At 34.7% G+C, this 23,287-nt stretch carries 25 protein-coding genes and 1 pseudogene; 18 read left to right on the forward strand and 8 right to left on the reverse strand.

The window, feature by feature from the left end:
- Window positions 1-178: 178 nt before the first annotated feature.
- Together CAO17_RS04390 and CAO17_RS04395 are read right to left on the reverse strand one after the other, a co-directional pair.
- A complete protein-coding gene (locus tag CAO17_RS04390; RefSeq protein WP_085991642.1) occupies window positions 179-322 on the reverse strand; it encodes a BA3454 family stress response protein in 144 nt (47 codons plus the stop codon).
- Window positions 323-1,015: 693 nt separating this feature from the next.
- A complete protein-coding gene (locus CAO17_RS04395; protein ID WP_085991643.1) occupies window positions 1,016-1,585 on the reverse strand; it encodes a MerR family transcriptional regulator in 570 nt (189 codons plus the stop codon).
- Between the two features lie 281 nt (window positions 1,586-1,866).
- Here CAO17_RS04395 and CAO17_RS04400 point away from each other — a divergent pair, with 281 nt between their 5' ends.
- Window positions 1,867-2,850: a ring-cleaving dioxygenase gene (locus tag CAO17_RS04400; RefSeq protein ID WP_085991644.1), complete on the forward strand. Its 984-nt coding sequence runs from the start codon at window positions 1,867-1,869 to the stop codon at window positions 2,848-2,850.
- A gap of 38 nt (window positions 2,851-2,888) precedes the next feature.
- Here CAO17_RS04400 and CAO17_RS04405 read toward each other — a convergent pair whose 3' ends face one another.
- Window positions 2,889-3,458 (reverse strand): Maf family protein, encoded by a 570-nt coding sequence (locus tag CAO17_RS04405; protein ID WP_085991646.1) that lies wholly within the window; start codon window positions 3,456-3,458, stop codon window positions 2,889-2,891.
- 180 nt (window positions 3,459-3,638) lie between these two features.
- Between CAO17_RS04405 and CAO17_RS04410 the strand changes: the two genes are divergently transcribed.
- Entirely contained in the window at window positions 3,639-4,496 is an 858-nt protein-coding gene (locus tag CAO17_RS04410; protein ID WP_085991647.1) for a YtnP family quorum-quenching lactonase, read from the forward strand.
- 63 nt (window positions 4,497-4,559) lie between these two features.
- On the opposite strand, the gene CAO17_RS04415 is transcribed toward CAO17_RS04410, so the two are convergent.
- Window positions 4,560-4,877: a PepSY domain-containing protein gene (locus CAO17_RS04415; protein ID WP_085991649.1), complete on the reverse strand. Its 318-nt coding sequence runs from the start codon at window positions 4,875-4,877 to the stop codon at window positions 4,560-4,562.
- Between the two features lie 193 nt (window positions 4,878-5,070).
- On the opposite strand from CAO17_RS04415, the gene CAO17_RS04420 reads away from it, so the two are divergent.
- Together CAO17_RS04420 and CAO17_RS04425 are read left to right on the forward strand one after the other, a co-directional pair.
- A complete protein-coding gene (locus tag CAO17_RS04420) occupies window positions 5,071-6,135 on the forward strand; it encodes a M42 family metallopeptidase (protein WP_085991650.1) in 1,065 nt (354 codons plus the stop codon).
- Between the two features lie 83 nt (window positions 6,136-6,218).
- Window positions 6,219-6,725 (forward strand): DUF84 family protein, encoded by a 507-nt coding sequence (locus CAO17_RS04425; RefSeq protein ID WP_085991652.1) that lies wholly within the window; start codon window positions 6,219-6,221, stop codon window positions 6,723-6,725.
- A gap of 120 nt (window positions 6,726-6,845) precedes the next feature.
- Here CAO17_RS04425 and CAO17_RS04430 read toward each other — a convergent pair whose 3' ends face one another.
- The gene (locus tag CAO17_RS04430) at window positions 6,846-7,286 is read right to left on the reverse strand and encodes a YtoQ family protein (protein WP_085991654.1); all 441 of its coding nucleotides are present in this window, start codon (window positions 7,284-7,286) and stop codon (window positions 6,846-6,848) included.
- 153 nt (window positions 7,287-7,439) lie between these two features.
- On the opposite strand from CAO17_RS04430, the gene CAO17_RS04435 reads away from it, so the two are divergent.
- The 14 genes and pseudogenes from CAO17_RS04435 (at window position 7,440) to motS (ending at window position 20,631) form a co-directional block, all read left to right on the forward strand.
- Window positions 7,440-7,955 (forward strand): hypothetical protein, encoded by a 516-nt coding sequence (locus tag CAO17_RS04435; protein ID WP_085991656.1) that lies wholly within the window; start codon window positions 7,440-7,442, stop codon window positions 7,953-7,955.
- Window positions 7,956-8,006: 51 nt separating this feature from the next.
- Window positions 8,007-8,348: a thioredoxin family protein gene (locus CAO17_RS04440; protein WP_281252958.1), complete on the forward strand. Its 342-nt coding sequence runs from the start codon at window positions 8,007-8,009 to the stop codon at window positions 8,346-8,348.
- A 48-nt stretch (window positions 8,349-8,396) separates the two neighbouring features.
- A complete protein-coding gene (locus CAO17_RS04445) occupies window positions 8,397-9,194 on the forward strand; it encodes a DUF1444 domain-containing protein (protein ID WP_085994404.1) in 798 nt (265 codons plus the stop codon).
- Between the two features lie 17 nt (window positions 9,195-9,211).
- Window positions 9,212-9,817, forward strand: a complete 606-nt coding sequence (ytpR, locus tag CAO17_RS04450) for a YtpR family tRNA-binding protein (protein WP_085991658.1) — start codon at window positions 9,212-9,214, stop codon at window positions 9,815-9,817.
- A gap of 244 nt (window positions 9,818-10,061) precedes the next feature.
- Complete coding sequence (locus CAO17_RS04455; RefSeq protein ID WP_085991659.1) at window positions 10,062-12,668, forward strand: DNA translocase FtsK; 2,607 nt, start codon at window positions 10,062-10,064, stop codon at window positions 12,666-12,668.
- 66 nt (window positions 12,669-12,734) lie between these two features.
- Window positions 12,735-13,850, forward strand: coding sequence for a nicotinate phosphoribosyltransferase (locus tag CAO17_RS04460; RefSeq protein WP_085991660.1), 1,116 nt, complete (start codon window positions 12,735-12,737; stop codon window positions 13,848-13,850).
- Window positions 13,843-13,995 (forward strand): hypothetical protein, encoded by a 153-nt coding sequence (locus CAO17_RS21320; RefSeq protein ID WP_218775532.1) that lies wholly within the window; start codon window positions 13,843-13,845, stop codon window positions 13,993-13,995. The genes CAO17_RS04460 and CAO17_RS21320 overlap by 8 nt, the downstream gene beginning before the upstream one ends.
- Entirely contained in the window at window positions 13,967-15,277 is a 1,311-nt protein-coding gene (gene murC / locus CAO17_RS04465; RefSeq protein WP_085991661.1) for a UDP-N-acetylmuramate--L-alanine ligase, read from the forward strand. The genes CAO17_RS21320 and murC overlap by 29 nt, the downstream gene beginning before the upstream one ends.
- Window positions 15,278-15,646: 369 nt before the next feature.
- A complete protein-coding gene (locus tag CAO17_RS04470; protein ID WP_085991662.1) occupies window positions 15,647-16,063 on the forward strand; it encodes a DUF948 domain-containing protein in 417 nt (138 codons plus the stop codon).
- Between the two features lie 11 nt (window positions 16,064-16,074).
- Window positions 16,075-16,482 (forward strand): YtxH domain-containing protein, encoded by a 408-nt coding sequence (locus CAO17_RS04475; RefSeq protein ID WP_085991663.1) that lies wholly within the window; start codon window positions 16,075-16,077, stop codon window positions 16,480-16,482.
- A gap of 219 nt (window positions 16,483-16,701) precedes the next feature.
- Window positions 16,702-17,778: a bifunctional 3-deoxy-7-phosphoheptulonate synthase/chorismate mutase gene (locus tag CAO17_RS04480; RefSeq protein ID WP_085991664.1), complete on the forward strand. Its 1,077-nt coding sequence runs from the start codon at window positions 16,702-16,704 to the stop codon at window positions 17,776-17,778.
- A 199-nt stretch (window positions 17,779-17,977) separates the two neighbouring features.
- The gene (ccpA, locus tag CAO17_RS04485) at window positions 17,978-18,979 is read left to right on the forward strand and encodes a catabolite control protein A (protein WP_085991665.1); all 1,002 of its coding nucleotides are present in this window, start codon (window positions 17,978-17,980) and stop codon (window positions 18,977-18,979) included.
- 77 nt (window positions 18,980-19,056) lie between these two features.
- Window positions 19,057-19,876, forward strand: a pseudogene (gene motP, locus CAO17_RS04490) (flagellar motor protein MotP).
- Window positions 19,873-20,631 carry a flagellar motor protein MotS gene (gene motS / locus CAO17_RS04495; RefSeq protein WP_085991666.1) on the forward strand — a complete coding sequence of 253 codons (759 nt, stop codon included), beginning with the start codon at window positions 19,873-19,875 and terminating at the stop codon, window positions 20,629-20,631. The pseudogene motP and the gene motS overlap by 4 nt, the downstream one beginning before the upstream one ends.
- Before the next feature lie 139 nt (window positions 20,632-20,770).
- Here motS and CAO17_RS04500 read toward each other — a convergent pair whose 3' ends face one another.
- From CAO17_RS04500 to CAO17_RS04510, 3 genes are read right to left on the reverse strand one after another with little or no spacing between them, the layout of a single operon-like run.
- A complete protein-coding gene (locus CAO17_RS04500; protein ID WP_085991667.1) occupies window positions 20,771-21,925 on the reverse strand; it encodes an acetoin utilization protein AcuC in 1,155 nt (384 codons plus the stop codon).
- Complete coding sequence (locus CAO17_RS04505) at window positions 21,922-22,572, reverse strand: acetoin utilization AcuB family protein (protein ID WP_085991668.1); 651 nt, start codon at window positions 22,570-22,572, stop codon at window positions 21,922-21,924. The genes CAO17_RS04500 and CAO17_RS04505 overlap by 4 nt, the downstream gene beginning before the upstream one ends.
- Window positions 22,572-23,225, reverse strand: a complete 654-nt coding sequence (locus CAO17_RS04510) for a GNAT family N-acetyltransferase (protein WP_085991669.1) — start codon at window positions 23,223-23,225, stop codon at window positions 22,572-22,574. Before CAO17_RS04510 ends, CAO17_RS04505 begins: the two co-directional genes overlap by 1 nt.
- Window positions 23,226-23,287 lie beyond the last annotated feature (62 nt).

A 23,287-nucleotide genomic window follows, 5' to 3' on the forward strand; every position in this document is an offset into this window, starting at 1 on the left:
AAAAGCTTAATGTGAATATATTCACATTAAATAAAAGCGTTTATCATGTGTTCAGAATAATTATAGCAAATTAACCAATTCTTAGAAACACTTACTTTAGGGTAAGAAGGAAGAGAGAGGAGAGGCGTGACTTTATTTGTGGAAAGTGAAATAGGTTAAGGGGGAAGAATGGAATGAGTTAATCATTCATTTCTTCCCATTGTTTTTTAACTTGTTTTAGTGCTAACTCCAATATTTGATCATAATCAGTTTCTCTACTCGTTATGACATTGGTATGATACGACTGCCCTTCATAATCAACCGTTACATTTACTTGAATCATACATAACACTCCTTATATCTTTGTTGAATTTATAATTTTTAAATAATTTCCATTTTTAATGAAATTATAGGGTAAGGATATGAATGTGTCAATAATGTGAACAAATATTTTACATTTATACCTTACAGTATATGCAAATGAAATTTATATTAGTATTGAATTGGCCTATTTATTATGCCAGTTACGATTTGATAAAGGATATTAAACTTGTAATTCCTTAAGTTGAAAGATAATTGACATGAATACAAATATACCATTTTAAAAATATGACTATATTAAATTTGATTAAGCCAAATATGAATGAGTAAAGAATACTATTATTCCTTCAATGAATTAATTTGTAGCAAGATGATATAGAAAGTCTGATAATCTTAAACTAAGTCCATGCTTCCTTTATCATCTGTCTTTATTATTGTTATAATCGTAGTGTTAAATGGAAGGTATTAGGTGATCTATCTACCTTATAAAAGAATAGGGGTTACTTGAATAGCTTAACGTACTAATCTAAAAAATAACCTTAATTGATACTATTTGTCGAATGATTGGTCCTATTTACAATATGGTTTATTTATCATAAGACGATATCGCTTCATCCTAAGAAGAATCCATTTTTGGTTCACTACGTAGGATGGTTTATGTATGGTCTATCGCCTAATATGCAAAATAATGAAAAAGGGAGAAAGGAACTGGGGGTTACCTTCTGAATAGCCATTGGAAGAAAGTTTTTCTTTGTTTAAATTTTTCTTCCTCCTCTGAAGCTGCAGCAATGAGTCGTTGTGTTTCTAACCTTTCCGTAATGGTTCGCATCAATTCCTTATCTCGTTCACTTAACCATTCGTTAATAACTTCCTGCTGTTTATCTAATCGTTCCATTAAACCATGAATTAATTCATTTTGATTTCGAATTAACCTTATTATTTCTTCATGGTTTGCACTATTATTTTTATCCATTGGTTCAACTAAACTAGGAGTGTTGGCGGTTTCTATCTCATTTGTTTCCTCGGTAGATACTTTTTCCATGACTATTTTGGTAGCCTGTTCTACGGTAATATTGGTTTTATCTCTTAATTCTTTTAGATATCGTATTGCTACGATATCCCTATCTACAAATAATCTTGCATTATTTTTATTCTTGAAAAATTTATATCCGGATTTTTCCATATGCTGTGCATATTTCCTTACTGTTGTTACACCCATGTCAAGCATTGCAGCGATTTCGCTTGTCGAATAAGCTTTCTCTGTCGTATTCATAGCATTTTGCATATCCATATCACCCCTTACTATAACATTCTACATTTTATTTCGTTTTCCTTTAGAGTTAATAGTTAATCGTAGGACAAAATTCGATAATAATTGTAATCGTGAGACCTACGGTATATGTTTTATCGCAGGTTAAGGGGCAGTAATACCCCCACTGATTGAAGATTCACTCTTTATTTTAATTCATTGACATATGTTATTTTTTTATGGTAAATTATACTTAATTAAAAATATCTTAATTAATTATATGAGTAGGAATTATGTTTATAATTGGAGGAGTATAAATGAATGGCTTAAAAGGAATGCACCATGTGACAGCTATCACAAGCAGTGCTGAAGAGAATTATAAATTTTTTACGTATGTATTGGGAATGCGTTTAGTTAAGAAGACAGTGAATCAAGACGACATTCAAACCTACCATCTATTTTTTGCGGATGATAAGGGAAACCCTGGTACAGACATAACATTTTTTGATTTCCCTAACATACCAAAAGGTACTCATGGTACAAACGAAATTTACAAAACATCTTTCCGTGTACCAAGTGATGAGGCATTAGAATATTGGGTAAAGAGATTTGATAGATTGGAAGTTCGACACGGTGGGATTAAAGATCAATTTGGTGTCAAAACACTTTCCTTTGTCGATTTTGATGACCAACAGTATCAATTAGTTTCCGATGAAAATATGGACGGTGTAGCACCTGGTGTACCCTGGCAAAAGGGCCCGATTCCATTAGAATATGCCATCACAGGCTTGGGTCCAATTCATGTCCGTATTGCAAACTTTGATTATTTTAAAGAAATGATGGAAAAGGTACTTGAGTTTAAAGAAATCGATAAGAAAGGCTCTTTACATTTATTTGAAGTTGGAGAAGGTGGTAATGGAGCGAGAGTAATTGTTGAAGAGAATGTAGTTTTACCGCAAGCACGCCAAGGTTATGGTACAGTTCATCATGCTGCCTTTCGAGTAGAGGACAAGGATGTTTTAGAGTATTGGATTGACCGTATGGCTAAATTTGGTTTTCAAACTTCCGGATTTGTTGATCGCTTCTACTTTAAATCATTATATGCGAGAGTTGCTCCGTACATTTTATTTGAGTTTGCAACAGATGGTCCAGGATTTATGGATGATGAACCATATGAAACACTTGGTGAAAAATTAGCTTTGCCACCATTTTTCGAATCGAAACGAGAGCAAATCGAGGGCTTAGTACGACCTATAGATACCGTAAGAAGTACGAAAGAATTTGAAAAAGAATATGAATAAAAATCAGCCGTCTACTTTTTTAGGGACGGCTGATTTTTTTAAATGTTCAACCCAAGTTTCTTTAACTCACGTATAACTCTAGCGACTGGTAAACCGACTACTGAAAAATAATCACCGTTTATTTTTTTTACAAGATACGCTCCAAGCTCTTGTATCCCATAAGATCCAGCCTTATCCATTGGTTCACCGGTTTCAATGTAATTCCAGATTTCTATGTCTGTGAGTGGCCAAAATTCAACAATTGTTTCTTCGTAAAAGGAAACGATTTGTTTGCCTTTTAATATAGATACACCAGTCAGTACAGAGTGTTCGCGGTCTGACAATTGTTTAAGCGTATGAAAGGCATCTTTTTTCGTTTTCGGTTTTCCTAATATTTGTCCATCAAGTTGAACAATGGTATCCGCTCCGATTACAAAGGCATCCGGATATTTATTTGCAATAGTAGAAGCCTTTTGATTAGCTAGTGACATGACAATTTCGCTAGGCGGTAATGTTTTATCAACCGTTTCTTTTACATTACTGACAATAACATCAAATGTAAGATGAAGGTTTTCTAATAATTCTTTTCTCCGTGGTGAACTTGAAGCGAGAATAAGCTGCTGTTCCATTTTTACCATTTTCCTTTCAGGTTAGCTATATTTTAATAGTTAAGTTATGGTATCAAACTGAGAACTTTAAGACAACATTTTCCTTTTTTGGATTAGGACTGCATTAGATGACTACATATTATATTTGCAGAATATTCTACCATCCTATAAACTGTTTATATAAGAAAGGGGATGAGTAAAGTGGAGAAGTTACATGTTGGTAGAGCGACTCTAACTTGGCTTAAGGGTGGTGTAACCTTTTTAGATGGAGGTGCCATGTTTGGGGTGGTCCCAAAGGCGCTTTGGAGTAAAAAGTACCCACATAATGATAAAAATCAAATTGAATTACGAACAGATCCAATTTTATTACAATTGGATGGAAAGAATGTATTGATCGAATCAGGACTTGGCAGAAATAAATTTTCAGATAAGCAAATTAGAAATTTTGGAATTAAAGAAGAATCTTTTATAGAAGATTCACTTAAAGAGCTTGATTTAACAGTTGATGATATTGATATTGTTTTAATGACACATTTACATTATGATCATGCTTCCGGTCTAACGAAAAAGGTCGGGGAGGATGAATATGAGTCTGTCTTTAAGAATGCTACTATCTATACTTCAGCAATTGAATGGAGTGAGGTGCGTAATCCGAATATTAGATCCATTAATACATACTGGGAAGAAAACTGGCAGCCTATTGAGGAACAGGTGGAAACCTTTGCTGATCAGATGGAAATTGTAAAGGGACTTCGAATGATTCATACGGGTGGACATAGTGATGGACATGCTATTCTTGTGTTTGAGGATAAGGATGAAACTTTCATCCATATGGCTGATTTGATGCCAACACATGGACATCAGAATAAATTATGGGCTTTGGCATATGATGATTATCCAGTAACCTCAGTACATGAGAAAGAAAATTGGATGGAGTATGGATATAAGAAAGAAGCGTGGTATACATTTTATCATGATGCTTATTACCGAGCTATCAAATTTGATACTTCAGGTATGAAGGTGGATGAAGTCAAGCGCATCCGTTATGATTATTTATAAAACAATTAAAGCTGCTCCATAAATTTAAGAAGAGCAGCTTTATTGTTTTTTCGGATTATAAAATCACTCATTTGTTTTATTGGATGAAATAATAGCACCTGTTTGTGCATCAACATAGAATTCAAATTGTACGTTATCACCATCAATGTTTCGAGTTATTCCGCCTCTATAAGCATTATAAACAATTCCATTTTTATGTACTTCTTCTGGTTTCATATAAATCCAAGAACCACTTATAGGACCCGATTTTTTAAACGCTTCCTTTGCAGTTTTTAAAGCATTTTCCGGGCTAACCTTTTGTCTCGCACCTATTTGTTGTTTGGTTACATAACCAATCGTAAAGCCCACCCCTAAAGCTAGTAAAATATTACGTTTTTTCATGTTTCTGCCTCCCTGGATAAGTATAAATGTCTATTCGGTTGCTTGTCCTAATAAGTTCTCTGTTTACGCATATCTTATATAATTATAAGTATAACTTATCCTTTCCTAAAATGAAATAACAAGGTCAACACTGGATAAAATTCATGATAATCCGTTATACTTAATACGTACTTAATAAAGTGGAGGTATCGGTATGAATCAGGAAACCCTTGATTTATTTAAAAATCTGACTGAGTTGCAAGGTGCGCCTGGCAATGAACATCGAGTTAGAGAATTTATGCAGAGTGAATTAAGAAAGTATTCAGATGAGTTGATCCAAGACAATCTTGGTGGTGTATTTGGTGTGAAACATGGTCATGGGCCAAAAGTGATGGTGGCCGGACACATGGATGAAGTTGGTTTTATGGTAACACAAATTACCGAAAACGGGATGCTTCGTTTTCAGCCGTTAGGAGGCTGGTGGAACCAGGTTATGTTAGCACAACGTATGCAAGTCATGACCAAAAACGGACCTGTTATTGGTGTGATTGGATCTATTCCACCACATCTATTAACTGAATCACAACGGAAGAAACCTATGGAAATAAAGAATATGCTAATTGATATTGGTGCGGATAACAGGGAAGATGTAGAAAGAATTGGCGTGAAACCAGGTGATTCTATCGTACCTGTCACACCATTTGAGCCAATGGCTAATGAGAAAAAAATTATGGCAAAAGCTTGGGATAATCGTTATGGCTGTGGTTTATCTATTGAGCTTCTAAAAGAACTGAAGGATGAGACACTTCCTAACGAATTATATTCTGGTGCGACAGTTCAGGAGGAAGTAGGCTTAAGGGGATCTAAAGTTGCAGCTAACATGATTAAGCCGGACATATCCTATGTACTTGATGCTTCGCCAGCCAATGATGCATCTGGTGATAAAACAGCATTTGGACAATTAGGAAAAGGTGCTCTTTTACGAATTTTTGATAGAACGATGATTACACATCAAGGAATGAAGGAATTTATACTGGATACAGCAGAATCAAACGATATTCCTTATCAATATTTTATTTCACAAGGTGGAACAGATGCAGGAAGTATTCACTTATCAAATGATGGTGTACCAAGTGCTGTTATTGGTATTTGTTCTCGTTATATTCATACATCTGCTTCCATTATTCATGTAGATGATTATGCAGCGGCTAAAGAATTACTTGTTAAATTAGTGAAAACAACGGATCAAAATACGGTAGAGCAAATCCGCTCTAAGTAAAACATTAAAGTAACTGCTGTCAATTTTGGCGCAGTTATTTTTTGTTTGCGTTGTTTATCAAACGAGAATTAAAGGAGTAAAAAATGAAAATTGTAATTGGTTCAAAAAATCCTACAAAAATTAATGCTGTAGAAGAAGTTTTTCCGGAATTAGAAGTTTCTTCCAAGGATGTACCTTCCAAAGTTGCTGCTCAACCTTTTTCAGATGAAGAAACAAGACATGGTGCTATTAATCGAGCAAAACAGTGCAAAGATATATCAAAAGGAACAATAGGAATAGGGCTTGAGGGTGGTGTTATGTATGTCGAGGATGAGCTATATTTATGTAATTGGGGGGCATTAGTGACAGAGGATGAACAAATTTTTACAGCAAGTGGAGCTCGAATAAAATTGCCTAAAGAAATAGATGAACAGTTAAAGAGAGGATTAGAATTGGGAGATATAATGGATGATTATGCTAAACGTGAAAATGTTCGTAAAAATGAAGGAACGATAGGAATCTTTACAAATGACCTCGTTTCAAGAAAAAACATGTTCCAACACGTTGTTAAATTGCTAAGGGGACAGTGGGAATACTGGGAAAAGCCTTAGAGCGTGATAATTAGATGTCTAGTACCTAATTATACAATCATGGAACAGTAAGTATCCTATTCTAATACACGTAGCTTCTTTTCGAGATATGAGGAGCTACGTGTATTCAAGTTAGATCATCTATTCATATATATATGCTAGAACATCTAGGGCTTGGTCAACGGTTTCTACCGTTACATTGGCTTTATTTGATAGTTCTTTTAAAGGATGTATTAATGAGGAAGGTCTTACTATAATTGTTGGTTTATTCATCGTGATTGCAGCACTTGCATCCATTGCAGTATTCCACTGCTTGTATTGTTCACCAAATAATGCAATAACGACATCAGCTTTCTGCAAGAGTACCTGTGTTCTAAGGTTATTAATGTCAGAGGCTGCATCATCTTTATATAATGGACTAGGTTGTTCCCCTAAGATATCTTCTCCGATGCTATCAGATCGGTCGTGACTAGTTTGTGGTCCAACAAATTTGATAGGAAGTTTTTTCTCCTTTGCTTTCTCTGCTACTAGGTTACGCCAGTCATCGTGTATCTGTCCGGCTAAATATACTACTAACTCCATATAATCTCCTCCTAATTAGTATCTATTTGCATATGTTAAATGAATTTTGATAAAATTTCCAATAAATTGCTTTTAACTCTAGGATTTTATCCCTGCTCTATTTTTAGTAATATATGAATAGTGTAGACCAATTATTATATGGAGGATAAAATAGTGAAGTTACTATATAAATTTTCAATTATAACTATATTATTTTTTGTTGTACTAAGTGGTTGTAATAACCTGTCAGAAGAGGAGGTTGTTCAAGAAGCTAGGGAAAAGGCCATGTTGACCTTTAAAGATGAAGAAAAAATGGAACCAAATAATGAAATCAATGGTGTCCCAATTTATATCCCAGATCGTCTAGACATTCAAAGTGGCGATGAGAATAATCTTATTTTGGAAGATGGAGACCAAACCTATATTATTTTCCATAATAAAATTGAAAATCAAAAAAGTACATTAAACTATAAATCCGCTCAAACTGATGAAGCCATTCTAATAGAAGCATTTGAAGATGCGGAGAAATTTGGCTATATTCGTATCCTTCCACCAAATAAAGAGGAAGGATATGAATTACAAGTTGGAGTCGGTGGAACGAAAATAACAACCTACACAACAAAAAGACAAATGATAGAAGATGCGAAAGATATGATGAAAACGGCTAAAGGTTTTGCATTAAATAATTAATCAGTTCAGTTAATTGAATAAGATGGAAATCAACGATAAGATGTAAATGAAATAGATAAGGAGTGGAAAGTAATGAAAGAGTTAGAATCTGTCAATCAATATAATGAATTAATTGCCAAGGATAATGTAATTATGCTATTTTCCGCAGATTGGTGTGGAGATTGCCGCTTTATTGAACCGGAGTTACCAGAAATTGAAGAAACTTTTCCGACATATACGTTTGTAAAAGTTGATAGGGATAAGTTTATTGAAATATGCCAGGAACATGCTATTTTAGGAATACCTAGTTTTCTAGCATATCAAAATGGAAAAGAAGTAGGTCGCTTTGTGAGTAAGGATCGAAAAACGAAAGAAGAAGTGATTAAATTTATAGAAGATCTACCCTCTATATAAATAAAGGAAATGGTAAGTAAAAGAAAGGAGGTTGTATCGTTGAAGAAAATGACTAGTTTACAGATGAAAAAAAAGCTTGAACAACGATTAAGTAATGATAAATATAAAACTTCTTATAATAGGGACAAGGATACACTTCGAATAGAGTGGAAGGAATCGAAACAAGGATTAACCATCTCTTTACCCAGTGTTATTGCAAAATATAACGAACGTGGAGAAATGGCTATCGAAGAATTAGAGGACCATATTACAGAAGCTCTTCGCATTATGAATGAAGATCATCAATTGTCCGGTAAGGAGAAAAATATATATCCTGTTATCCGTTCAACATCTTTTCCAACTGAAACGAAAAAAGGGAAAAAGCTGATAACAAAGGAACATACAGCTGAAACGAGAATATTCTATGCACTAGATTTGGGTAAATCCTATCAACTGATAGATGAAGGATTATTGGAAAGAGAAGGTTGGGATAGTGGGCGTTTGGATGAAATTGCAAGTTTCAATGTACGTTCGTTGTCTACAGAGCCAAAAAAGGATACGGTAGCGAAAAATGACTTTTATTTTATAGCTACACAAGATGGCTACGATGCTAGCCGTATTTTGAATGATGCATTCTTAGAGGAAATGAGTGCTAACGCTAAAGGAGAACTAGCGCTTGCTGTCCCACATCAGGATGTCTTAATTATTGCTGATATTCAAAATAAAACTGGATATGATATATTAGCACAGATGACGATGAAATTTTTTGCAGAGGGAAGAATTCCAATTACATCATTACCATTGATTTATGAGGATAAGAAATTAGAGCCTATCTTTATTCTTGCAAAAAATCGACCAGAGAAATAGTAGGAAGGATGAACGAAATGGATGTATTTTATAATCCAAATGGAATTGGAGATGTACTAATCCTCCCAATTGACGACGGAAACCGCTATGAAATCAGTCATGAAAAAATTGGGGATGTAGTAAGGATAGTTGCTAATGATGGGAAAGTATTAGGCTATAATATTTTTCAAGCAGCAAAATATTTTCAAATAAATGAGACCGGTGCAATTAAATTAACGGAAGATTTACTTGAGAAAATCAAAAAGCTTTTTACTGAAAATGGAATAAAAGATTCCTTAGATTTTGATTTATCACCTAAGTTTATTGTGGGATACGTGGTTGATAAGCAGCCTCATGAAAATGCGGACAAGCTAAGTGTTTGTAAAGTTGATGTCGGGGAAGATAATCCATTGCAAATTGTTTGTGGTGCACCAAACGTTGATAAAAATCAAAAAGTTGTTGTTGCAAAAGTTGGTGCAACCATGCCAAGTGGTATGAAGATAAAACCTACTGAATTACGTGGGGTACCATCCAATGGTATGATTTGCTCACAAAAAGAATTAGGTTTACCGAATGCTCCAAAAGAAAAGGGAATTTATGTATTAGATGAATCTTATCGTGTTGGTGAAGAATTTCAGTTTTAATTATAAGAACAACCCAAACTTTAGAGTGAGGGTTGTTTTTTTGTATTTCCACAGTGGTCATAAACGATGTTTCCCAATCAAACTAAGAGATTGACAAGAATCTACCAAAAGAGTTTTACCATTAAAATTCACATTTCTAAATGAATACAATTCCCTTACAATTAGTAAATTCTATTTCAATAATAACAAATCATGCTACAATAGTAATTACAAAAAATGAAAGAAATGGAAAAGAGTGAGTTTGATGTTGGATAAATGGAAGAATAAAATAAAAAAATTATTTTCCGATGATTTGGAGGAAGCCCCACAGGAGAGAAAACCACCAAAAGTGGAAAAGAAAAAGCAGAGTTTAGAAGCGAAAGTTACGTACCAATATCCAAAACAAAGGCCTTTTCGCTTTCCTGTAATCCCAGATGAACCAACTCAGTATAATCAAAAAGGTAGAGGTAAAGGAAAACGTAAAGATGAACATAAACCACCTCATAATGAATCTAGTAATAATGAAAGTTTAAAGGCTAAGCCCGAGAAAAAGAAGAAGGAAGAACGTCAAGAAGAAAAAGTTTCAACAAGTAAAGGGGTTCCATCAGCTGATAAGAAAAAAATATATAAACAATCGGACGAGCCTTTCAGAGTATCCGAAGTACCATCTCCTATTTTTGGATTTCAAAAAAGGGATAAGCAAGAAGAAAAAAACAAAAGTATGCCAGCGGTAGATGACAGCAATAAGGATTATAATAATAAAAAGGAAACATCATATGAGACTAACCATGAACATAGAGTTGAATTGGAATCTTATAATGAAATCGCAAATACGGTGGAAATAGAAGAAGTCGAAGAATCCTCCCTTAATCAAGTAGAATTGGGTTCAACAGAAACAGAAGAGGATTTGATTCAGAAACATGTAACTGAAATGGAACCAGAGAATGTACATAGAAATGATGTAATGAACGAATTTGAGAACGAAGATAAAGAAACTTCTAATTTAGAACCAAAAGAAAGTGAACTGGAAGGAAATAGTAATGATGTAGACCCAGCCCAACAATTAGAAGAAGAATTGTCAATGCCAGAACAACAAGTGAATGAGAATGAGGATAAACACGAAATACTAACAGAAGAGGAAATGGAATTAAAGAGTGAACAAAAGGAAAATAATGCAGAAAATCAAGACGGGAGAAAGGAAGAACCTACACAGAAAAACAAAACACAAAAAGAAACCTTATCAGAAAATAAAGAAGAAAAACCATACGTTTTCCCATTCAATGTCATTATGACACCAAGTGATAAAAGGAATTTACAAAGGCGAAAAAAGGAAAATCAAATTCAAAAAAAGCAAACTATAAAAGATACATCAGATAATAAAACAACAGATGCGGTTGATGAGGTTAAAGAAACTCAAGGAAACGAAATCAGTTCAGAAACATCTGAGGTGCTTGAAGACGTTGAAAGAAAGGATATCTATATCCCATATCACCTGTTAGATGATCCATCGCCAATAAATAATGATGATCGTAAATGGGTGGAAGAGCAACAGGCTCTGCTTGAGCAAACACTGAAGTATTTTAAAGTTAGGGCGGAGGTTGTAAAGGCAACAAAAGGTCCTTCTGTTACTCGTTTTGAGGTTCATCCAGAACTTGGGGTAAAGGTTAGTAAAATAAAAAACCTTAGTGATGACTTGAAATTAAACATGGCAGCCAAAGATATTCGCATTGAAGCACCAATTCCAGGGAAAAATACGGTTGGGATTGAAATACCGAACGAAAAAGCTCAAACAGTAGGCCTTCAGGAAATCTTTGAAACAGAAGCGTTTAAAGAAAATGAATCACCGTTAACCATTGCTCTGGGTTTAAGTATCGAAGGAGAACCGAAAATTACGAACATCCAAAAAATGCCACATGGTTTAATAGCTGGAGCTACAGGATCAGGTAAAAGTGTATGTATAAACACCATGCTTGTAAGCTTGCTTTATAAAGCCCATCATGATGATGTTAAAATTTTATTAATTGATCCAAAAATGGTTGAACTAGCGCCTTATAATGGAATTCCGCACTTGGTGGCACCGGTAATTACAGATGTGAAGGCGGCAACTCAAAGTTTGAAATGGGCTGTTAATGAGATGGAGGATCGTTATGAGAGGTTTGTTCAGGAAGGTGTTCGAAATATAGAGGGCTATAATAAAAAAGTGAAGCAACAAGGTCACTTTAGTAAAAAAATGCCATTTATCGTTATTGTAATCGATGAATTAGCAGATCTAATGATGACGTCACCACAGGATGTAGAGGATTCTATTAGTAGAATTGCTCAAAAAGCGAGAGCATGTGGAATTCATTTAATCTTGGCAACCCAACGACCTTCTGTTGATGTAATAACAGGATTAATAAAGGCCAACATACCGACTCGAATTGCCTTTAGTGTATCCTCGCAAGTAGATTCAAGAACCATTATTGATACTAGTGGTGCTGAAAAGCTTCTAGGAAAAGGGGATATGTTATTCGTAGAGAATGGGGCAGGCAAAAGTATTCGACTCCAAGGACCTTTTGTTTCAGATGATGAAATTGAACGAATCACAAATTATGCTAGAAGCATTGCAGAACCAGATTATTTATTTGAGCAAGAGGAATTACTGGAACAGGTCCACATAGATGAAGAAGAGGATGAATTATTACAGGAAGTAATTGAATTTGTAGTAAGTCAAAATTCTGCTAGCACTTCTATGATTCAAAGACGTTTCAAAATTGGATACAATAGGGCAGCTCGATTAATGGATACACTCGAATATAGGGGAATTATTTCGGGTCAAAATGGGAGCAAACCAAGAGACGTACTAATAAGCCAAAAACAGGAAGATTTGTAAGACATATGTTAATATAAAAAAATCGATATAGTGCAATACTTCACAGTCAAAGGAGTAACATAAAAAATGAAAGAAATCACATTAAAGCTGAATGGTGAAATTAAAAGATTAACCAATAGAACATTTAAGTTTGATGAACGTATTAAGGAAGGATGGTTTTCAGCTGTCTATTTTTTGAAAACCAAGAAAATCGTAGAAGCAAAAGTACCAAATAACTATGTAACAATGCAGTTTTTTCAAAAGGACAATGCTGTACTTTGTGGTACGGATGAAGCTATAGCTTTAGTTCATACGTTTGCAGACAATCCAGAGAAATTAGAAATCCATTCATTAAAAGATGGTGACAAAATTGAACCTTTTGAGACGGTTCTTACCGTTTCAGGTTCCTATCAGGATTTTGGTTATTTAGAAGGAATTATTGATGGGATACTTGCAAGAAGAACATCCGTTGCAACGAATGTATACAATGTTGTAAAAGCCGCACAGTCTTCCGGTAAGCAAAAACCAGTTATTTTTATGGGAGATCGAGATGATCATTATACCACTCAAGCTGGAGATGGGTATGCAGCATATATTGGAGGATCAACAGCTCAAGCTACACATGCCATGAATGAATGGTGGGGAAGAGAGGGAATGGGTACAATGCCACATGCTTTAATTCAAATGTTTCGTGGTGATGTGGTGGCAGCTACAAAGGCATATCATGAAATTTATCCTGAGGATGAACTGGCAGCACTTGTTGATTATAATAATGATGTTATTACCGATTCCTTAAAAGTTGCCAGAGAATTTGGTGATCAATTAGTTTCAGTAAGGCTTGATACCTCAAGGACTTTGGTTGACAAGTACTTTCTTAGAAATCACCATCTCATGGGTTCGTTTGATCCTAGAGGTGTAAACCCTGAATTAATTTTTGCGCTTAGAAAAGCATTGGATGAAGAAGGATTTCATCATGTGAAGATTATGGTATCCGGTGGTTTTAATGAAGAGCGTATTCTAAAATTCGAATCAAAGGGAGTTCCAGTAGATATGTATGGTGTAGGCAGGAGTCTACTAGAACGGAATATTGGATTTACGGGAGACAACGTTTTATTAAATGGGGAACCGGAAGCAAAAGAAGGACGCAGATATCGACCAAATCCTCGACTGGAAAAAGTGGAATATTTTAATGTAAATGAATAAGTTAATACAGAGATATAAAAGATTATTTTATTATGATTTAATTTTTGATATAATATATCAGGATTACAAGCATTTTCAGGATGAATTATTTGATGAACATGATGGAGGTTCGTTTTATGACAACTTACCATTTTATTGGTATTAAGGGGACGGGAATGAGTGCTCTCGCACAAATACTTCATGATTCTGGTGAAATTGTGCAAGGGTCTGATGTTGATAAACGATTCTTTACACAGGAAGCTTTAGAACATAAAAACATTCCAATCTATCCCTTTTCAGAAAGTAATATTAAAGAAGAATATACAATTATTGCGGGAAATGCTTTCCCAGATAATCATATTGAGATTGAAGAAGCTAAACGGTTAGGATGTGCTTTTTATCGTTATCATGAATTTTTAGGAGAGTGGCTGAAGCAATATACCAGTATTGCTGTAACAGGAGCTCATGGGAAAACGTCTACTACAGGTCTATTAGCTCATGTTTTGAATGAGTCGTATCCCATATCTTATCTAATCGGTGATGGAACTGGAAAAGGGCATGTAGATAGTGAATATTTTGTTTTTGAAGCATGTGAATATAGAAGGCACTTTTTAAGTTACGAGCCGGATTACGCAATAATGACGAATATAGATTTCGACCATCCGGACTATTTTACAAGTATTGAAGATGTATTTGACGCCTTCCAATCGATGGCCGACCTTGTCAAAAAAGGTATCATAGCCTGTGGTGATGATGAACAATTACAGCAAATTACAGCGAAAGTTCCCGTTGTTTACTATGGATTCGGCGATACTAATGATTTCCAAGCTCAAAATATTCATGAGACGGAAGAAGGGACTACTTTTGATGTTTTTGTAAGAAATACCTACTATGATACATTTACCATCCCGATGTTTGGAGATCATAATGTTTTAAATGCACTGGCTGTTATTGCAATTTGTCATTATGAGGATGTAAAAGCGGAGAAAATTAAAAAAATGTCCATTTTCCAAGGGGTAAAGCGTAGATTTACTGAAAAGAAAGTAGGAAGTCAAGTATTGATAGATGATTATGCTCATCATCCAAGAGAGATTATGGCAACTATCGAATCAGCTAGAAAAAAATATCCAAAAAAACAAATTATAGCCATTTTTCAGCCACATACTTTTACAAGAACGAAAACTTTTCTGCAAGAGTTTGCCGATAGTTTAAGTGGTGCGGATTTTGTTTATTTGTGTGATATTTTTGGGTCTGCAAGAGAAGAGTCAGGGAAATTAACAATAAACGATTTAAAAAAACGAATTGAAAAAAGTGAAGTACTGGCATTGGATCATACGAAAGTACTTGCAAACTATAGTGACAGTGTTTTAATTTTCATGGGTGCAGGTGATATTCAAAAATTCCAGGATGCTTATGAAAATACATTAGATAATACAATTCAGCAGTAAGAAATTTATTTAAATGATGGAAGATAGAGTCTGAAAGTTATTTCAGGCTTTTTATTTTGTAATTGAAAAGTAGCGTTCAGAGCGTTCCAATTTTCGTCTATACGGTGATTGTCTACGCTTTTGATTTTAACTATTTTTTCCTTCTTTTTATCGAAAATACAACTTTTCTTGATTTTCATAAAAGGAATTTCGGTGTTCACTGTCGAAATTATTAGGAGAAAGGGATATACTAAATATGCTTATTAATTATTTTTACATAGGTTTAGGCATTTATGATTAGGGAATGAATAATGATATCTGCTATAAAATATTTCTTGATTGTCTATTCATGTAAAAATGTTATACACATACACAAGGAGCTGACATAATATGGAATTCTTATTGTACATTTCTGCTTTTATTGCTGCTATCGCTTTTGTCATACTAGTTATTTATGTTGTTGGTGCAATAAAAGCAACCAAACAGACTTTAAATGATGTTTCTGAAACGATGCAGGGGATTGAAAAGCAAATAGAGGGTGTTACCACAGAGACAACACAGTTGTTAAATAAAACAAATAAATTAGCAGATGACATGGGCCAAAAAACTACTAAATTAGACTCATTATTTGAAGGTGCAAAAGGAGTTGGAGACACTCTAAAAGATTTTAATCAATCATTATCAAAATTATCTAGCAGTATTTCCTCAGCATCAAAAGTAGATAGTGAAAAAACTGCTCAAGCAGTGAAATGGGGAGCTGCCATTGTAGATTTTGTTAATGGTAGAAAAAATAATAAAAATAAATAGGAGGTATATGGATGAGTGAAAGTAATATAGACACAAAGGATTTTGTTATTGGAACATTAGTAGGTACAATTGTCGGTGCTTCTGTAGCCTTAATATTTGCACCAAAATCCGGAAAAGAACTTCGTGGGGATATTAATCAAGGTGCTATTCAAGTGAAAGACCGTGCAGGTGATTGGAAAGAAATTGCACAGGAAAAAGGCACTAACTGGAAGGAAAAAGCATTTACAACTAGTGCAGACTTCAAACAACGTGCGATGGATACATCATCAAAAATAACAAAGAATGTTTCGCAAAAAACGCAAAACATTACTAAAAATTTATCAACTAAATTGAGTGATGAACAAAATGATGCTAATGCAACCATAGAAAATGTTGCTGAAACAGAAGAAGAAAAACAAGTAACGGAAGAAGCAAAATAAGGAAAAAAACTACAGTTAATGACGCTGTAGTTTTTTTGTGTGATAAACTTTATTATAGCCGTTTGAAAGATTGCTTATTAATGGAAATAACATAGATTATTTCTTACATAAAACATAAATCTACAAATATAGTAAAACAACTGGTGACAAATGAGCAGATTTTAGCTATAATTGTCACTAATTATTAAAATCTTAATTATTTCTACAGGGGGACTAATAATGACAAATGAATTCGAACAATTAAGAAACCAGTTGGATGATGTAAATTTAGAAATACTGCAGTTAATTAATCAACGTGCAGCTTTGGTTCAACAAATTGGCCAGGTTAAAACAAAACAAAGTATAAGAAAAGAATTTGACCCTGTAAGAGAACGTGAAATGCTGGATTTAATCACATCCAAAAATACGGGACCATTTGAAAATTCTACAATTGAGCATATCTTTAAGGAAATCTTTAAAGCCGGCTTAGAATTACAGGAGGATGATCACCGTAAAGCATTACTAGTATCACGTAAAAAGAAACCAGAAAATACGGTTATCGATATTAAGGGTGTAAAAATTGGTAATGGTAATACCAACCATGTTTTCGGTCCATGTGCAGTTGAAAGCTATGAGCAAGTAGCACAAGTAGCAGAAGTTGTAAAAAGTAAAGGACTAAAACTTCTACGAGGTGGTGCATTTAAACCAAGAACTTCTCCGTATGATTTCCAAGGTCTTGGACTAGAGGGATTGCAAATTCTTAAAGAAATAGCAGATAAGTATGATTTAGCAGTTATAAGTGAGATAGTTACTCCTACAGACTTAGAAAAAGCTGTTGACTACATTGATGTCATTCAAATTGGTGCAAGAAACATGCAGAACTTTGAATTGCTAAAAGCAGCTGGAGAAGTAAATAAACCAGTACTATTAAAACGTGGTCTATCTGCTACGATTTCAGAATTTATCAATGCTGCTGAATATATTATTTCTAAAGGTAACGGCAATATTATCTTATGTGAACGTGGAATACGTACTTATGAAAAAGCAACACGTAATACATTGGATATTTCTGCTGTTCCTATTTTAAAACAAGAAACACACTTACCAGTAATGGTTGATGTCACACATTCAACCGGTAGACGTGATTTACTTCTTCCTACTGCAAAAGCTGCCCTTGCAATTGGAGCAGACGGTATTATGGCGGAAGTACATCCAGACCCATCTGTTGCGCTTTCTGACTCTGCTCAGCAAATGGATATTCCAACTTTCGATAAGTTTTATGAAGAATTAACAGATTTAGAGAATCGTCTAAAATAATTTAGTTTCTAAAAAGACTAGCCATTAACGGTTAGTCTTTTTACAATTTAGGGAAAATATAAAGGAACAAAAGAAGAATTTTCTTTTTTCCACCTATCGAATCTGGTTTTGAACTGATAAATATTTTGTAATTTTTTTCATGATAGAGTATGATATAAACAACAGTAGTGCTTTTTGAAAATTAGGAGGTAACATAATAATGACTATAACAATATATGATGTAGCAAGGGAAGCAAATGTATCGATGGCTACTGTATCTCGAGTAGTAAATGGTAATCCGAACGTTAAGCCAACCACTCGAAAAAAAGTGCTAGCAACGATAGAACGTTTAGGTTACCGTCCAAATGCAGTTGCAAGAGGTCTTGCTAGTAAAAAAACAACAACTGTCGGTGCGATTATTCCTGATATATCTAGTATATTCTTCTCCGAATTAGCGCGTGGGATAGAAGATATTGCAACAATGTATAAGTATAATGTAATTTTAAGTAATTCTGATCAAAATAAAGATAAAGAAATTGCCCTTATTAATACAATGTTGGAGAAACAAGTTGATGGAATCCTATTTATGGGTGGTACGATTACAGATGACCATCTTCAGCAATTTAAAACAGCAAATGTTCCTGTAATCTTAGCTGCAACGTACGATGACACAAAAGAAATGGCAATGGTAAATATCGACTATGAAGAAGCGGCCTATGAAGTGACAAAATATTTTATTGAAAAGGGAAAAACACATCCTGCATTTGTTAATGGAGGAGAAGATACGAGTGTTAATCGTTATAAATATAATGGATATAAGCGGGCTTTAGAGGAAGCAAATATCTCTATTAATGAGGATTACATTGTACAAGGTGACTTTTCATATGAGTCAGGTATCGAAGCGGTTAAACAGCTAGAAAAACTAGAAAATAGACCAGAAGCAATTTTTGTAGCTTCTGATGAGATGGCATTAGGTGTTATTCATGGTGCGCAAGATATGGGATATCAGGTACCAAATGACGTAGAAGTATTTGGTTTTGATAATACACGTCTTGCTACAATGGTTCGACCTACCCTATCAACTGTGGTACAACCAATGTATGATATTGGTGCAGTAGCTATGCGTCTATTAACGAAATATATGAACAAGGAAGAAGTTACAGAAAAAAATGTGATTTTACCACATCGTATTGAGTTAAGAAATTCAACATTAGATAAATAATGCCGATATAGATTATAGATGTTGATTTATAGTCCTCATCTATTTTGTCATTTTTGAAGTTTGAGGAGATTTTAAGAATGAATAAACGTGATATATTAACTCCATTCGGCATTACCATAGGATTTATAATGATTATACTTGCGATTTTATCAAATGGAGGGACGGATGAAATTGCTTCATTCGTTGATTTAGCAGGTATTTTCATTGTTATTGGTGGCTTAATTGCTTCAATGTTGGTTACTTTTAGATTCAATGATTTAAAACAAATTGGAAAAATCCTGAAAGCTGCATCATATCAGAATAATATACCATTACCTGAACTTATAGAGCTTTTTATCACATTATCAGAACGTGCTAGAAGAGAAGGGATACTTGCGTTAGAGAATAATATAGATGAAATAGAGGACCCTTTTATTCGTAAAGGTATATTATTAGTAGTGGATGGAATGGAACCTGAAGTTATTAAGGATGTATTAGAGGCTGAAATAATGGCAATGGAAGACAGGCATTATAAAGGTAGAATATTGTTTGAAAAAGCAGGGGGAATATGCCCCGTCATGGGGAGGTACATTAATTGGTTTAGTCCGTATGCTGAATCGACTATCCAATCCCGCTACTTTGGGACCAAGCATGGCCGTTGCATTACTAACCACGTTATACGGAACTATTTTAGCTAATCTGTTTTTTAATCCCATGACTAATAAATTAGAAGGGAATACAAATGAAGAAATTTTTATAAAACAGATTATGATTGAAGGAATCTTAGGAGTACAATCCGGTCAGAATCCGCGGATTTTGGAAGAAAAATTAAATGCCTTTCTATCCAATGAAGATAAGCTTAAACAACAAGAAAATGTAAGGAAAGCATCAGAAGAACTTTTAGGAGAACATTCATGAAGCGTAGACGTGTAAAAAAGTCAACAAATAAGGGTACTCCAAAATGGATGGTTACCTATTCTGATATGATTACACTTATCCTTGTATTTTTTGTCCTAATTTTCTCTATGTCTCAAATCAACGAGGAAATGTTTGAAGCGGTATCGGAATCTTTTCAGAATCGAATGATATTTGACTTTATGCCATCAGCTGTACCAGTGGATTATCCGTCAGAGTCATCGGTGCATGATAAGGAAGCTTACGATGAGTTAGAAAAGCCATTGGATAGTAGAAAGAATAATGAAGTTTATGAAGAAGGTTCATTAAATAGTTTAGTAGAGGACATTGAATCGTTTTTAGACGATAATGAATTAAATGGTGTGATTACCGCGGAAAGATCTGACGAAGGTGTTGTATTAGTTTTACAGGAAAGTATTTTATTTGAAACTGGTCAAGCCTCTATACTAGAATCTGCAGAGTCTTTCTTAAATCAGATTGGTGTGTATTTACAAGGTGTACCAAATCAAGTGCGTGTAGAAGGCCATACAGATTCTCGTCCTATTACTAGTTATCGCTATCCATCGAATTGGGAACTATCTGGTGCAAGGGCAAGTAGTGTTATTCGCTATTTAGTTGATAGATTCAATATAGAAGAATTCAGATTTACCTCCATAGGCTATGCCGATACAAAACCTACTGTTCCTAATAACTCAAAAAATAATTGGAGAAAAAATAGAAGAGTGGAAATAGTTATTATGGAGAGTGAAAATGGCTAAGAGGCTGGGACACATAATTCATGTGTTTAACTCAAAAAACGAACAATGTTCTAATTTCCGAGTGCTTTTCGCACCGCCATGTTCGGAATTTGTTTGAAAAAACCTTTGTCACAGCCTCTTTTTTTTCCACGATAGCCAATTATACTGGTGTAGTATACTTTAATAGTTGAGTTAACAGTTTTTTATTTTTTTCCTCAATCTCTGTTTTTCTAGGAATATGTGGAATTGCCTCTTCGGTATCATGCCAAAATAATGGTAGTGAAGTATCTGACTCTTTTTGCCATTTCTTAATCCAGTTAGTTGGAAGAGAGCCAGTTGCGATGCTATCTGTATTCATTATGTTCCATATTTGAGCCCATGCTCTTGGAACAACCCTCCAAATATCATAACCACCACCGCCCAAAGCAATCCATTTACCCCCACAATATTCATGTGCTAATTCATGTGCGATTTTGGGAATTTGTTCATAAATTTTCATCGAAGCGCAAAGATGAGTTAGCGGATCAAAGGTATGTGCGTCTGCTCCATTTTGCGTAATGATGATGTCAGGTTTAAAATACTCGGTAATAGCACGTATAGCAGATTCATAGACTTCTAAAAATGACTCATCCTGTGTAAAAGCATCAATTGGTAGATTGAAAGAAAATCCATGTCCGTTTTTAATTCCTCGTTCGCTAATGTTTCCAGTACCTGGGAATAAATATCTACCTGTTTCATGAATGGATAATGTACAGACATTTGGGTCATCATAGAATGCCCATTGAACACCATCTCCATGATGTGCGTCCGTATCAACATATAGCACTCTTAAATTATAATGTTTTCTAATATATTTGATGGAAATCGCACCATCATTATAAATACAGAAGCCTGAAGCTTTTCGCCTCAAACCATGGTGGAGGCCTCCGCCAAGATTTAAAGCATGATCCGTTTTTCCATGAAGTACCTCATCTACAGCTGTTAATGACCCACCTACAATAAGTTTCGATGCCTCATGCATTCCCTCAAAAACCGGTGTATCCTCTGTTCCTAATCCAAATTCTTGGCCTTCATGCTCAATGAAGCTTCCATCGCTTGCCTTTTTCACTGCATCTATATATGTCTGATCATGAAAAAGAGCAATTTCTTCCTCTGTGGCCATTCTAGGTGAAATCAGATTATCACTGGTTAGGACATTGGAAGCCTCTAATAGTTCTTTTGTTAATAGAATGCGTTTCTGGTTAAAAGGATGTTTTTCGTGGAAGTGGTAACCTAAAAATTCATCCGCAAAAATAAAGGAGGCTTTTTTTTTCATAACCTAGACTCCTTACTATCGTTAGGCCACATTAATGAATAGCCGGCTTCTCGTAAATCTTGGATAATTGGATTTGGGTTCATGGTTTGAATACGAAATACAAGTACTTTATAATCTGGGTCATTTTTATAGGGATAGACAAGGATAGATGCTATATTGACTTTACGTCTTCCAAAGATTTCTGTTACTTTCGGTATAATCCCAGGCACATCTGGAACCTTTACTTCAACTAATGAACTTTGTACATGTGTACCAGTTAAATGGATGAAGGTATAGAGCATGTCTTTTTCTGTTACAATACCTATTAAGTTATCATCTTGCACCACTGGAAGACTAGCTATTTCCTTATCATAAAAGATATGAGCAATATCTTCCACAAAATCCATAGGGTGGACCGTAATAACCGGATGGCTCATAATCGTTTGAATTTCTTCATTTAGTACACGGTTATTCGTGGTCTGTATTAGACTGGATGGGCTTGCGTCTCGAATATCGCGATCAGAAACGATTCCAATCACACAATTTTTATCATCCACAATAGGAATATGCCTAATTCGATGCTCCTCTAGTAATGCTAATGCTTCACTAATGGGAGCAGTTGGGCGTAATGTAACAACCTCCTGATTCATAATTTCTTCTACAAGCATTATAAGCCCTCCCTCATGGAACGATGATGATGTTTCGATAGGAAACGCAATTTATCAAATCTTTCAATTGATTCGCATTGAATATTTTGGCCTATGCGAACCATTAAGCAATTTGCGGGATGTGAAATAATTTCTGGATCGTCGGTTGGGGCAGGAAGAAGACCACCTGCTGCCATCATTTTTTCCATTATTTTTCGATAGTTCCATATGCTTAGATTCGATCCTTCTAAATCCCAATGCCAATAATACTCTGTAGATATAACGATATAATTTTCCATGTAGGAATCCATCATCGATATTCTAAGTAAGTTGGATGCAACATGTTCGCCGCGAAATGAAGGAATAATTTCTACTGCACCAAGTTCAATTAATTCCTCCATGTTAAAAGTAGACCATCTTTCCAATGGATCTGGATGAAGATAGGTTACATATCCGATAATTGTGTTATCTGTTCTTGCTATAATAATCCTACCTTCTGGAAAATCCGCAATGCTTAGTATTGCTTCAAATTGCTTTTGTGCTGGTCGAAAAGCGATTAGCTGTTCATGGAAGTAATACTTTTTTAATTCAGTAGAAGGAAGTGGACCTTCAATTGTTATTTCGCCTAAAGAAGTTTCTAATTTCTTCTTATAATATGTTTTGGTGTGCTCCATTGCTTATCCCACCTATTTCGCGTGTTGTTGTCTTCTTATCATTAGTATACCGTATTTGTTAG

The sequence above is a fragment of the Oceanobacillus senegalensis genome (assembly GCF_900176885.1).
GTDB lineage: Bacteria > Bacillota > Bacilli > Bacillales > Amphibacillaceae > Oceanobacillus > Oceanobacillus senegalensis.

Bases quoted from the DNA above. Each gene is read 5' to 3' on its own strand.
- CAO17_RS04390 (WP_085991642.1), bottom strand. From the start codon at position 322: ATGATTCAAGTAAATGTAACGGTTGATTATGAAGGGCAGTCGTATCAT.
- CAO17_RS04395 (WP_085991643.1), bottom strand. From the start codon at position 1,585: ATGCAAAATGCTATGAATACGACAGAGAAAGCTTATTCGACAAGCGAA.
- CAO17_RS04400 (WP_085991644.1), top strand. From the start codon at position 1,867: ATGAATGGCTTAAAAGGAATGCACCATGTGACAGCTATCACAAGCAGT.
- CAO17_RS04405 (WP_085991646.1), bottom strand. From the start codon at position 3,458: ATGGAACAGCAGCTTATTCTCGCTTCAAGTTCACCACGGAGAAAAGAA.
- CAO17_RS04415 (WP_085991649.1), bottom strand. From the start codon at position 4,877: ATGAAAAAACGTAATATTTTACTAGCTTTAGGGGTGGGCTTTACGATT.
- CAO17_RS04420 (WP_085991650.1), top strand. From the start codon at position 5,071: ATGAATCAGGAAACCCTTGATTTATTTAAAAATCTGACTGAGTTGCAA.
- CAO17_RS04425 (WP_085991652.1), top strand. From the start codon at position 6,219: ATGAAAATTGTAATTGGTTCAAAAAATCCTACAAAAATTAATGCTGTA.
- CAO17_RS04430 (WP_085991654.1), bottom strand. From the start codon at position 7,286: ATGGAGTTAGTAGTATATTTAGCCGGACAGATACACGATGACTGGCGT.
- CAO17_RS04445 (WP_085994404.1), top strand. From the start codon at position 8,397: ATGACTAGTTTACAGATGAAAAAAAAGCTTGAACAACGATTAAGTAAT.
- ytpR (WP_085991658.1), top strand. From the start codon at position 9,212: ATGGATGTATTTTATAATCCAAATGGAATTGGAGATGTACTAATCCTC.
- CAO17_RS04455 (WP_085991659.1), top strand. From the start codon at position 10,062: ATGTTGGATAAATGGAAGAATAAAATAAAAAAATTATTTTCCGATGAT.
- CAO17_RS04460 (WP_085991660.1), top strand. From the start codon at position 12,735: ATGAAAGAAATCACATTAAAGCTGAATGGTGAAATTAAAAGATTAACC.
- CAO17_RS21320 (WP_218775532.1), top strand. From the start codon at position 13,843: ATGAATAAGTTAATACAGAGATATAAAAGATTATTTTATTATGATTTA.
- murC (WP_085991661.1), top strand. From the start codon at position 13,967: ATGACAACTTACCATTTTATTGGTATTAAGGGGACGGGAATGAGTGCT.
- CAO17_RS04470 (WP_085991662.1), top strand. From the start codon at position 15,647: ATGGAATTCTTATTGTACATTTCTGCTTTTATTGCTGCTATCGCTTTT.
- CAO17_RS04475 (WP_085991663.1), top strand. From the start codon at position 16,075: ATGAGTGAAAGTAATATAGACACAAAGGATTTTGTTATTGGAACATTA.
- CAO17_RS04480 (WP_085991664.1), top strand. From the start codon at position 16,702: ATGACAAATGAATTCGAACAATTAAGAAACCAGTTGGATGATGTAAAT.
- ccpA (WP_085991665.1), top strand. From the start codon at position 17,978: ATGACTATAACAATATATGATGTAGCAAGGGAAGCAAATGTATCGATG.
- motS (WP_085991666.1), top strand. From the start codon at position 19,873: ATGAAGCGTAGACGTGTAAAAAAGTCAACAAATAAGGGTACTCCAAAA.
- CAO17_RS04500 (WP_085991667.1), bottom strand. From the start codon at position 21,925: ATGAAAAAAAAAGCCTCCTTTATTTTTGCGGATGAATTTTTAGGTTAC.
- CAO17_RS04505 (WP_085991668.1), bottom strand. From the start codon at position 22,572: ATGCTTGTAGAAGAAATTATGAATCAGGAGGTTGTTACATTACGCCCA.
- CAO17_RS04510 (WP_085991669.1), bottom strand. From the start codon at position 23,225: ATGGAGCACACCAAAACATATTATAAGAAGAAATTAGAAACTTCTTTA.